The sequence below is a fragment of the Streptomyces sp. NPDC093546 genome, assembly GCF_044765045.1.
GTDB lineage: Bacteria > Actinomycetota > Actinomycetes > Streptomycetales > Streptomycetaceae > Streptomyces.
Map to the genome: position 1 here is coordinate 102,543 of NZ_JBIWJG010000008.1, position 10,786 is coordinate 113,328.

Below are 10,786 nucleotides of genomic sequence, written 5' to 3' on the forward strand. Positions count from 1 at the left end.
GTCAGCTCAAGTCGAACTGCATGCGGAGCAGGGAGAGATCGAGGCGGACGGTCCGGCCATCCGGCAGCGTCTCCAGGACCTGCACTCCGTCGTAGTTGAGCAACTGACGCAGGATCGCGGCGAACCCGTCGGCGCGGGTGGCCGGGTAGGACACCCGCTGGGCGAGTGCCGTCACGGGAAGCGTGCCCCCGGCCTCGATCAGGGCCCGGATCGCGCCCTCCACCTTCTCCGTCGGTGGCCTGCGGGCGAGCAGGCCGATCTGCCCCTGGAACGTCTCCGAGGCGAAGAGGGCTGTGACAAGGGCGTCGTCCGGGCTCACCGCGGCCGCGGACACCAGAGTCCCGTCGTCCTCGGGCGAGGGGACCACGGCGACGTCGAACAGCGCGTCGTGGGTGCGGGCGAGCCGGGCCTGGGCCTTCGTCGGCCTCTGCCGGGCGGCCCGTTCCTCGGGGGTGGTGTGTTCGGGCGGGGCGGGTGCGGCGTGCCGGGGCGACGGGGCGTCCAGGTGCCACCACGTTGGCCGCTGGTCGCCCAGCTCCCGCCAGGGCGCGGGAGGGGGCGCTCCGAAGGGCAGGAAGGCCAGGACCGGGATGGTGAACTCGGCCAGGGAGGCTCCGCCGTGGTAGCCGGCCTTGCGGGCGGTGTACCGGGAGTCGGCATCCCAGAGGGCGACGATCGAGCCACCCGTTTCCGGGGCTACCACTCGCGTGCCGTGCAGCTCCACCTCGGCAGGTCCCACCTCGTCGCCCGGCTCGCGGTGACGGGCGGACAGCGGTGAGCCGGTCTGCACCTTCGCACCGTGCCGGTCGACGACGTGTCCGTGGTCGCTGGTGATCACCACCGCCATGCCCTGCGAGGCGGCGATCCGCAGCAGGTCCGGCAGGCCCGGAATGTGCTCGGCCCGCCAGGCGCCGTCGCCCAGTTTCTGCTCCTTGGCCAGCCGGTCGTCGATCGCGTTGAGGACGACCGCCACATGCGTACGGCCGTCCATGAGCGCTTCGGTGAGCGCGGACCCGAAGGTGTCCCCGGCGCTGTCGGCCCGCAGGTCGTCCTTGTGGAACACGGCGGCGGGGGCCCCGCTCCACAGGGGCAGGGCGGGGAACAGTTGCGCCTCGTCCTTCTGCGAGCCCCGCATCAGCCTTCCCGCGAACAGCGAGGTGCGCGAGACGGAGGTGAGGGTGGGGAGCGCCGCGGCCATGGCGCGGCGCCGCGGCGTGCCCTCCGCGGCCACGGGGTCGAACTCGGCCCAGGAGTAGCGCAGTTCCTCGGCCAGCTCGGTGGCGATGGCCGCGCTCATCCCGTCCAGGACGATCAGGAGCACGCGCCGGCCGTCGGCGCCCCGCGCGAGCGGCTTCACCACCCGCTCAAGGAACGTCTCCACCGTCAGCATGCCGCCGGGATCGGTGCCGGCCGCGGTCCAGGTCGCCAGGGTGCGGGCGAAGTCGCGGTCGATCTCGTGCCGCTGTCGCCGCACACGCGCGGCCAGTGCATCGTAGGCGGTCCTCAGCCGGTCGTCGGGGTCGCCGCCCGCTTCGATGTGCTCCACAGCGCGGTCGACCCAGGCGGTCTCCTCCATGTGGCGCCCTATGGCCGCGCCGACGTGCGACGCCTCGATCGCCGGGTCGGTTGCCAGCCACTGAACGAGCCGCTGACCCATCCGGGCCCGTTCGATCCGGGCCCGCACCTCAGGCCCGTCGGCCCGCCGGTGCTCGCTCAGGGAACGGACGGCCGCGTCCAGGGCTTCCGGCTCGCCGGCCGCCAGGGCCTCTCCGACCGCGGTGAACCTGGCGTCCAGGCCGGCCGGCAGCAAGGGACTGGTCCGGGCGGCGGCCTCGGCCCCGAACTGCCGGACCAGCGCCGAAGCGCGCTCCAGCACCGTGTCGCTGGTCCGGCGGGCCTCGCGGGCCGCTTCCGACACCGGGCCGCCGTCCCGCTGCGCTTCGGCGAGGAGCGTGCCGACGTAGTCCTCCGTGGCCCGGCCGAAGGCGGCGACCATGGCGTCGAGCTGTTCGCCCCCAATGGGGGGGCGGTCTCCGAACCACCGCTCCGCGCGGCCGCGCGCCGTGTAGACGGCCGCGTCCGGCTCGGCGTGGCACCACAGGGCTGCGCACAGCAGTCCGAAGGCCACCGCGTCCGGCCCGTGCTCGGCCTCGACCAGGGCGAGCAGGGCGCGTCCGGCAAGCCCGGCCTGGTCCTCCTCCCCGAGGAACTCCGCCAGGCCCGCGCGTTCGGGGCCGCGCAGCGCCAGCAGCCGTTCCGGCCCTCCGGGAATCAAGGACCAGCCCAGCAGCGTGTGGGTGTCGAGTCGGTCGGCGGACGTGGCGTGGTCCTGGCGGGCCGTCTCGTCCTCGTACCGTCCCAGTCTCAGGCGGCGAAGGGTGAGCGCGGTCAGGGCGGTGCCCCGGGAGAGCATGCCGCCACCGAGCCGGGGCCAGCCGCCTCTCGGGGGAGCCGCGTCCAGGAGGGCCTCCGCGGCCCACTTGTCGCCCTTGAGCCTCGGGTCGACCTGGTGTGCGCCGAAGGCGTCCCGTACGACGTCCCAGCTGTCCACCGTGTCCACGCGCTGTTTATGGGCGCGGGCCAGGATGGCGGGGTCCAGCTCGTTCTGCTCGCGGTCGGTGAGGACGACGAGCACGGCGGGTCCGGTCGCCGGGTCCGACAGGTGATCGAGCACCAGCTCGTGTACGGCGAGCGGAGAGGGCGCCGCCGCGATGCGGGCGGACTGCCCGTCGCCCCAGGAGTGTTCGGCAGGGCCGTCCCAGTGGGGTGCGGAGCGCAACAGCACTGCCCGTCGCCGGTCCCGGCCGGCCAGGGCGTCGGCCAGGGAGGTCTGGGCGGACAGGTACTGGGTGAGGGTGGCGAGGTTCAGCCGCACCGCCACCGCGCCGGTCGTCGCCGTGCTCATCCTTCGACGACCTGCCAGGTGATCTCGACCGTGGCACCGGGCTCCCGGGCGGCCAGCTCCGCGATCTCCGCCTGGAGTTCGGCCACGGCCCTGGCCGCAGTCGTCCGCCCGCCGCCGGAGCGCTTGACCCGGCCCGGCGTGGACGGGCCCGTGCCAGGCGAGTGCTCGGGCACGGGCGGGTGGCTGGACGGTGTGTCGAGGGGGACGTCACTCGGACGCGGGGCCGGGGGCGCGGGCGGCGCGGGCGGTGTCGCGCGGTTCCGCTTGACCAGGGCCAGCACCTCGCGCTGAGTCCGGGCCAGCGCCTCCTTGAGATCGTTGGTCCGTTGGTCGCTCTGTGCGGCGTTGCGCAGGGAATCCAGCAGGGCCTCGCCCTCGGGTCCCTCCGAGGAGGCCAGGTCGAGCGTGGTCCACGACGTCGAGTCAAGTGCCTGCGCCACGGCTCGGGCCTGCTTGACCGAGGTACCGAACCGGTCCGCGCCGACCTCGCCGAAGTCGAAGGCGGCCAGCGCCTCGACGGTCTTCCTGGCACCGGCGGCACCCTGACCGGCGGACCGCGTCAGCTCCCGCAGCAGGTCGACGGAGCGGCGCGCGACGGCGAGGCGGCCGCTCTCGGCGGTCTCGTCGAGACGGAGGAACCCGGCGTGCCGCTCCAACTGCGTCACCAGCTCCCGGGCGGCCTCCTGGTGGGCGCCCGCCTGCTGGACGATCTGCCGGGCTAGCTGGTTCACCATGCGGCCGCGCCGCAGGGTGGGGGCCGTTTCGCCGAACAGCGCCGTGAACCGCTGCCGGGCGGCCGACCAATCCTCCTCCGAGGGCAGCGGCTGGCTGCGCAGCGCGTCGTGGTCCTTGATCTCGTTCAGCGCGGGCGCGGGGTCGAGCGGGGTGCCCGCGCGCACCCACACACGGTCGTCCATCTCGGCGAACGAGGCCACCACCAGCCGGGCGAGGAAGCCCGGCAGGCCGCGCGGCGCGGGCCGGTCGGTCCAGTCGGTCAGAGTGATCAGACTGAGGTCGCCGGTGACGCCCTGCTCGCGGGCCAGCTGCCGGAAGTGGTCCGCCCAGTAGTGCGACAGCTCGAAGTACGCCTCCTTCTGCTGCCCGAGCCGCAGCGGGGTCGCGATCCGCCGCATCAGGTTCCGGTCGGCGGCGGGGACCTCGGCCCGCCCGTCGCGGGCCTCGGCGGCGGCCTGGACGTGCGTGAACACCTTCTTCGCGTCGGCGGGCCTGACCACCGTGCCGTTCCCGTCGGGGTCCAGGTCCGGGTGGTCGGGGTACTGGCTCACGAGCAGCCGGCTCGCGATGTGCCGGACGCCGTCACGCAGCGACTGGCCGAACGACAGGGTCAGCCCGTCGACCTCGCGCAGCGACTCCAGGTGGTCGGAGAAGCCGAGTTCCACGTCGGTGGCCTTCTTGTCGGCCAGGCCGTACGCCTGCTTGAAGGCGGCCTTGACGTTCTTGAGCAGCGACTCGCGCTGGGTCTCCAGAAGGCCCTTGGCCCGGGCCCGGTTGTCGGGGCTCAGGTGGCCGGCGTACTGGCCGTCGAACCGCCGGCTGTCGGAGAGGGCCTTGTCGATGACGACGAGACGGCGGAAGTCGGCGTAGCGCTGGCCGGACAGGTGGGTGGGCAGCCAGGCGACCGTACGGGACGGCTCGCCCTGCCGCTCCCGCAGGCGCCGCATCCGGTTGGCGTCCTCGACGGCTCCGTACTCGCTGTCGTCGAAGGGCAGGTCGATCACGAGCCGCCAGAGCCCGTCCTGCTGGGGCATGAGGTCGTGGTCGGGCAGCTCGTCCTCGTCCGCGACGTTGCCGAAGACGACCTCGACGCTGCGCTCCGTGCCTCGCCACACGAACTGCAACTGGTCGACCAACTGGCCCTGGCTGATGCCGAGTTCCTCGACGAGGATGCGCCGGGCGAGGGCCTGGCGGTTGCCGGGGTTGTCGTTGACGTTGGCGTTGGCGATCACCGAGTCGACGTCGACGCCGGACAGTTCGAGCCGGACGCCCGGGTTGGCCTCGGTACCGGTCTCCTTGATCTCGGGGAACCGGCCCGCCCACTCGGCGATCTTGTTCTTGAGGATCCCGTACTCGCGCCCCGGGATCGGGGCGACGACCGAGCCGTAGTTCAGCGCGGACAGGCGGCGGACCGTCAGGTCGGACAGGGCGGGGACGCTGGGGGCGAGCGCCGACAGCAGCAGCGTGCCGATGATCCGGTTGTCCCCGGTGAACTGCTTGATCCGGGTGCGCAGCGCGGGGTCGGTGATGCTGTCGGGCCGGTTCGCGTACTGCTCTATGTCCTCCTCCGACACGTTGTGCGTGAGAAGGAGATAGGGCCGCAGCTTGGTCCGGTACAGCTTGTCCGCCGCCTCGAAGACCACCTTCAGGCTGTCGGTGAACGGCTTGTCGCCGCCCGCCGTGATCAGCGGGTACAGGTCGCCGACCGGGATCAGGTCGCCCAGCCGCAGCTCGGCGCGGTGGTCGGCGAGCAGCTGGCCCATCAGCTTCATGCCGGTCCGGTTGCGCTGCAGCGCGGAGGACACGTGCACGAGGGTGTCCATGAACGCCGGCGAGAACGGGTACGTCAGCCGGAAGCTCTCCTCGTCCGCGCCGACCCCGTCCGCCCCGCGGTCGGACCCCAGGAGCGTGTCCCACACCTCCTGGCGGATCTTGCGGGTCTTGTCGAACTCCGCCTCGATGAGGGCGGCGGCCTGCGCGTCCTTGGGCCTGAGCAGCCTGGCGTGGGCGACCTGGGGGAGGTTGCGGTCCTCCAGAGTGATCTTGTCGAAGCGTCCGGAGGCCAGGTTGAGCGTGTCCTGGATGGACGCCTCGGCGGCCCCGGACACCTCCTCGCCGACCAGCTCGCGCAGGTCGCGCTGGCGGGCGATGAAGGAGATGACCGGGATGGCGCGGCGGGCGTCGCCGCCCTCCACGAAGTTGGTGATCTTGCCGGCTTCCCGGGCCACGAACTTCTGGTCGTGGATGAGGGTGGCCAGCCACAGGATCAGCTCGTCCATGAACAGGATCAGCCCGTCGTAGCCGAGCGACTTGGCGTGCTCGGCGATCACGGACAGGCCGGCGTCGAGCGAGACGAACCCGTGCTCGTCCTCGGCGGCGTTCTTCGCGAAGCCGGGCAGCAGGTGGGTGCTCGCGTCCTGGACGAGACGCGCTCGCAGCTCGGCTGGCGTCGACGGGCTGACCAGGTTGAGCGCCTGCCCGCCCTCGTGGACCTCCTCGGCGGCCAGCGCGGTGTCGAGCAGCGCGGGCGCCCAGCCGAACGCCTCGCCCCACTCGTCCTCCTCGTCCGTCCCGGCGCCGTCCGGCGAGGTCAGCCCGGCGATGACGGCGGCGTCGCCCATCCGGGACCGCATCGCCCGGATGTCCTCGAACAGCGCGTCCGTCCGGTACACCTGCGGCGTCGGCGCCTCGGGGTGCAGCTTCTTGACGTGGCTGACGTATCCGCCGAGGACCCGCTGCTCCAGCGCCTTCGCCCCGAGCATGTGGTACGGCACGAGCAGGAACCGCTTGCCCTCCGTGCCGAGCCACTCGTGCTTGGTGAGCACCGGGTCGAGGTCCGTCCGGGAACGGGCGGCCGGGCTGCCGCTGAGCAGCGCGTGCAGCACGGCCATGAAGTGCGACTTACCGGAACCGAACGAGCCGTGCAGGTAGGCCGCCTTCGAGGTGTGCCCGTCGAGCGCGGCCTTGATCAGTCCCAGCGCCTCGTCGAAGTTCTCCAGCAGCCGCTCCGTGACCACGTAGTCCCGCAGGGCGCGCTCGGCGCCCTCCGGGGTCGTCGCCTCCGAGAGCTGGAGGACGAAGTCCGACGTGGAGATGGACTCCTTGATGTCGATGACATCGCGGAGCAGGGGCGGCTGCTGGACCATGAACGATCACTCTCCGACGGGCGGCTGCGCGGGCTCATCCGATCGTATGGCGTACCACTGACATCGGATGACCACTTTTCGCACATGCCTGGCTACACGAGTGCGGGCGCCTTCACCTCGGACGCGGGATGGACCAGCGACCGCAGTTTCTCCCGCGTCTCCTGGTCGGTCGAGTAGATGATCGTGCCGACCATGCCCCGCGTCAGCAGCACCTTGTACGTGTTGCGGATCAGCCGCTTGATCTCGCTGTCCGACGTCGCCTTGGTGAAGATCGGGTCCTTCGACGCCGACCGGTCCACGACCCACCGGTCCGTTCGCCACACCAGGTCGGGACCGATGATGACGCCCGACCAGTCGTACTCGAAGCCCTGCGCGGTGTAGACGCAGCCAACCTGGCCGAAACCTTCCGGTTCGGTGGCCCACAGGGGTGCGGGCGGGGCTCCGAGCACGGACCTGTCGCCGTACACGTTCCAGGGCCGTGCCCAGTCGCCGATGACGACGTCGGTGGGGAGCGCTGTCATCTCGGGCGTGACCTTGGTCGTCCACTTCCAGCAGTAACCGGCCGACATCCGCGCGCCGTAGCCCTCCGCGCGCTTCGCGACGAGGAAGTCCTCCAGCTCCTGCGGGCTCTCGGCGGTCCGCAGCTCCAGTTTGCCGTCGGGCTCCCATGGGCGGGGCGTGCCGCCCTCCAGACCGAGCAGGTCGACCACCCACTTCTCGTACGCGTCGCTGCCGCCGCACCGGAACTGGCCATCCAGCTCGATCACCGTGCAGTCGAGCCCTTCCGCGGCGGCGGCCCGCCGGATCTCCTCCTTCGTCCCCATCTCGCCGGGCCGCACCACCTGGTGCTGGTCGAGCAGGAACACCGGCACCCTGGCCGCGTCGATGAGTTCTGAGACCTGCGGCCTGCCGGTGCGCAGCTCGGCCTTGGTGTAGCGGTTGGCGGAGGTCTTGCGCAGCCGGTGAGCCTCGTCGCAGATCAGTACGTCGAGGTCGTTCGGCTCGGCGTCCATGAAGCTGTTGAAGTACATGAAGAGCTTCTGCACTTCGCGCTTCTTGTGCCCGGCGACCTTGCGCATCGTCTTGGTGAACGACGCCGACCCGGTGGCGTGCAGAGCGGTCTCCCCGCGCCGGTACAGCTCACCCAGCAGCGACATCGCGATGACGCTCTTGCCGGAGCCGGGACCGCCGGTCACCACGATGACCTTCTTGTGGTTGCCGCGCTTGGCCTTGCGCACGGCGGACATCACCATCTCGTAGGCGACCCGCTGCTCGGCGAGGAGCACGAACTGCTCGCGATCGCGGATCTCGGCCGCGGCGACCGCCATCAGCTGCTTCGACGGCCGGATCCTGGCGTCCCGCAGCAGGTCGGCGGCCTCCGCGCCGGACTTGGCGGCCAGCCGGGATCGCAGGAAGTCCAGGAAGGCCCCGCGTTGGTCGGCCGTGTACATCCGGCCGTACTGGTCCTCCTCGACGCTCCGCAGCCCCGCGATCCGGGACTCGGTAGCGTTGTGCAGGAACGCCACCCCGGCCAGCGACCCAGGCATCCGCTCCAGGGCCGCGTTGAACGACAGCAGATACTCGCAGTAGCCCCGCACCTGTTCGATCGGGTTGAGGACGGGCTGCGGATAGGCGTCGAGCCGGCACAGGAGAGGGTCGTCCTCGTCCGGATGGGCCTCGCTCCACTGCTTCAGCTCGACGACGACGTACGACGGCTGCCCCGTCGTCGGGTGCACGCCGGCCAGGACGGCGTCGGCGCGCTTGCTGGTGAGGGGCAGGCTGTACTCGATGATCACCTCGACCTCGCCGAGCCCGGCATCCATGAGGGCGTTGACGAGGGCGGGGAGGCTGCGTTCCCAGGACCGTATCTCCGCCTGTGCGGCGTTCCGGCCGTGCAGGTGACGGAAGTTCTCGGTCAGATGCAGCGCCAGCGACCCTTCGAGGATGCGGGTGGCCACGGACGCCGCGGACTCACGGAACAGCAAGGAAATGCCCCCAGGCAGCACGAAGAAGACTCGTGCGGGTGGGGGCATGTCCTGAGGTGTCCGCCGCCCAACGCCGTGGAGCGGGTGCGATGGCGGATCAGGAAGCCCGTCGGGCCGCTGAGATATTGTGTCGACATCCTAGGTGAGTGCGGCGATCAAAAGGAGGGGCTTCCGTACGGGTTCGGCCACGTCCGGTGACGGACGGCACTGTCACTTGGTGCTCTGACGGGAGCGGGCGTTGACCTCGGCGAGAAGGGCGCTCAGCAGCTCGTCCTGGCTCAGTGTCCGGACGTGACGCGGATCGGCGTCCCACTCGCGGCCGCCGCCGAGCGGCCGGACCTGGAGGTACGGGCCTTCGTGGCCAATGACCCGGCCGACGCGGTCGTGGGCGGTGTCGCGTACGGCCTCTCCGACTGCCGGCGGTTCGCTCGGGTTTCCGTCCCTGGCGTCGTCCTCCGTCATGCGCCGGTCCCTTTGAGGATCACGTCCGCGAGCATGAGGGCCACGGGCGCCGAGCACACCCCGAGGTGGACGAGCGCGTACCGGGCATCGTCCTCGCGGTCGTCCACCCACGGGGTGCGGATGTCCATCGCCGGAAGCTGGATACCGGCCCGGCTGAGCGCGGAGGCGAGGGCGTCACGGGCGTCGAGGGCCTCCTGGACCTTCGGAGCGGTGGGTCGCGGGCTGTCCGCGACGGCTGGGTGGTCGATCGCCGTCGCGTGGTCCGGGTGTCGCGGTGTGGGGGTCATTGTCGTCCTCGTCGGTCCAGTCCTACGGATCCCAGGACTCGGCTGCGCTGGGTGAATTACGCTGCGTAGTCCGGTCGTTACGAGGATGCGCCGGAATCTGAGCGGCCAGGCCGTGGACGGGGTCGTGCTTCCCCGTGTCTCGGAGGTCGTTCCACACCGTCCACACCATCCAGGCGAGCTTTTCGGAGGGGAGCCAGCCGTATGCCGCAACGACGCGTCATCACCGGCCGCAGCCAGGAACCACGTCAGCGCTTCGCCGAGGAACTGCGCACCCTGCGGGCGAGCAGCGGGACGAGCCTGCGGCAGCTCGGCGAACGGCTGGGCTGGGACTGGTCCCTGTTCGGCAAGATGGAGAAGGGTGAGACGCTCGGCAGCCCGGAGGTCGTCCAGGCCCTCGACACGCACTACGGCACGCCGGGACTACTGCTCGCGCTCTGGGAGTTGGCGGCCGGGGACCATACGCAGTTCCGGGAGCGGTACCGGCGGTACATGGCGCTGGAGGCGGAGGCGGTGAGTCTCTGGCATTTCGCGGTGGGCGTGCCTCCAGGGCTCCTTCAAACGCGCGGATACGCGAGGGAGGTCCTTGCGGCGGGACGGCTCAAGGACAAGGAGCTGGAGCAGCAGGTCAAAGCTCGGCTGACTCGACGTGACCTGCTGGAAGGCGAGGACGCCCCACACTTCCGTACGATCCTGTCCGAGACAGTGCTGCGCACTCCGTTGAGGGACACCGCTGCTTGGCGTGAGCAACTAGAACACCTGGTCAAGATGTCCGAGCGGCCCATGGTCGCGATTCAGGTGCTTCCTCACAGCGCGGGACCTCACAGCCTCTCCCACACCGACGTGATGTTTCTACGAGTGCCGGGCGGCCGCACCGTGGCCTACGTTGAGAGCGCGAGTCGGGGCGACCTTGTCGAGACCGCTAGTCAAGTCGAAGATCTCCAGCAAATGTACGATGCGGTGCGCGACTTGGCCTTGTCCCCGGACGAGTCGCGGAAGTACATCCGGCGCGTGTTGGAGGAAGTGCCATGCGAACCATCGACCTGAGCGCCGTCGCCTGGCGCAGGAGTAGCTACAGCAACTCGGACGGCGGTCAGTGTGTCGAGGTCTCCGACGACTTCACTGCCGTCGTCCCGGTACGGGACAGCAAGGTTCCAAACGGTCCAGCGCTCGTGTTCCCGGCTGGAGGCTGGTCCTCCTTCGTGGCGGCCGTCAAGAGCGGTCGCCTGAGCGACTGACACGGAACGTCGACGGCCCTCGCGGTGATCG

Annotated in this window: 7 protein-coding genes; 2 read left to right on the plus strand and 5 right to left on the minus strand. The window is 70.9% G+C overall.

Translation table 11 applies throughout. From position 1 onward, the window contains the following. Window position 1: 1 nt before the first annotated feature. From pglZ to ACIRNI_RS19575, 5 genes are all read right to left on the minus strand, one after another. A complete protein-coding gene (gene pglZ / locus ACIRNI_RS19555) occupies window positions 2-2,905 on the minus strand; it encodes a BREX-2 system phosphatase PglZ (protein WP_403552634.1) in 2,904 nt (967 codons plus the stop codon). Beyond that, complete coding sequence (locus tag ACIRNI_RS19560) at window positions 2,902-6,786, minus strand: phage resistance protein (protein WP_403552635.1); 3,885 nt, start codon at window positions 6,784-6,786, stop codon at window positions 2,902-2,904. The genes pglZ and ACIRNI_RS19560 overlap by 4 nt, the downstream gene beginning before the upstream one ends. Before the next feature lie 92 nt (window positions 6,787-6,878). Next, entirely contained in the window at window positions 6,879-8,819 is a 1,941-nt protein-coding gene (locus tag ACIRNI_RS19565; protein WP_403552636.1) for a DNA/RNA helicase domain-containing protein, read from the minus strand. 162 nt (window positions 8,820-8,981) lie between these two features. Further along, the gene (locus ACIRNI_RS19570) at window positions 8,982-9,233 is read right to left on the minus strand and encodes a hypothetical protein (RefSeq protein ID WP_403552637.1); all 252 of its coding nucleotides are present in this window, start codon (window positions 9,231-9,233) and stop codon (window positions 8,982-8,984) included. Then, complete coding sequence (locus tag ACIRNI_RS19575) at window positions 9,230-9,520, minus strand: hypothetical protein (RefSeq protein WP_403552638.1); 291 nt, start codon at window positions 9,518-9,520, stop codon at window positions 9,230-9,232. The genes ACIRNI_RS19570 and ACIRNI_RS19575 overlap by 4 nt, the downstream gene beginning before the upstream one ends. 201 nt (window positions 9,521-9,721) lie before the next feature. On the opposite strand from ACIRNI_RS19575, the gene ACIRNI_RS19580 reads away from it, so the two are divergent. After that, the gene (locus ACIRNI_RS19580; protein ID WP_403552639.1) at window positions 9,722-10,564 is read left to right on the plus strand and encodes a helix-turn-helix domain-containing protein; all 843 of its coding nucleotides are present in this window, start codon (window positions 9,722-9,724) and stop codon (window positions 10,562-10,564) included. Continuing rightward, window positions 10,546-10,755 (plus strand): DUF397 domain-containing protein, encoded by a 210-nt coding sequence (locus tag ACIRNI_RS19585; RefSeq protein WP_403552640.1) that lies wholly within the window; start codon window positions 10,546-10,548, stop codon window positions 10,753-10,755. Before ACIRNI_RS19580 ends, ACIRNI_RS19585 begins: the two co-directional genes overlap by 19 nt. The last annotated feature ends 31 nt before the right edge of the window (window positions 10,756-10,786 follow it).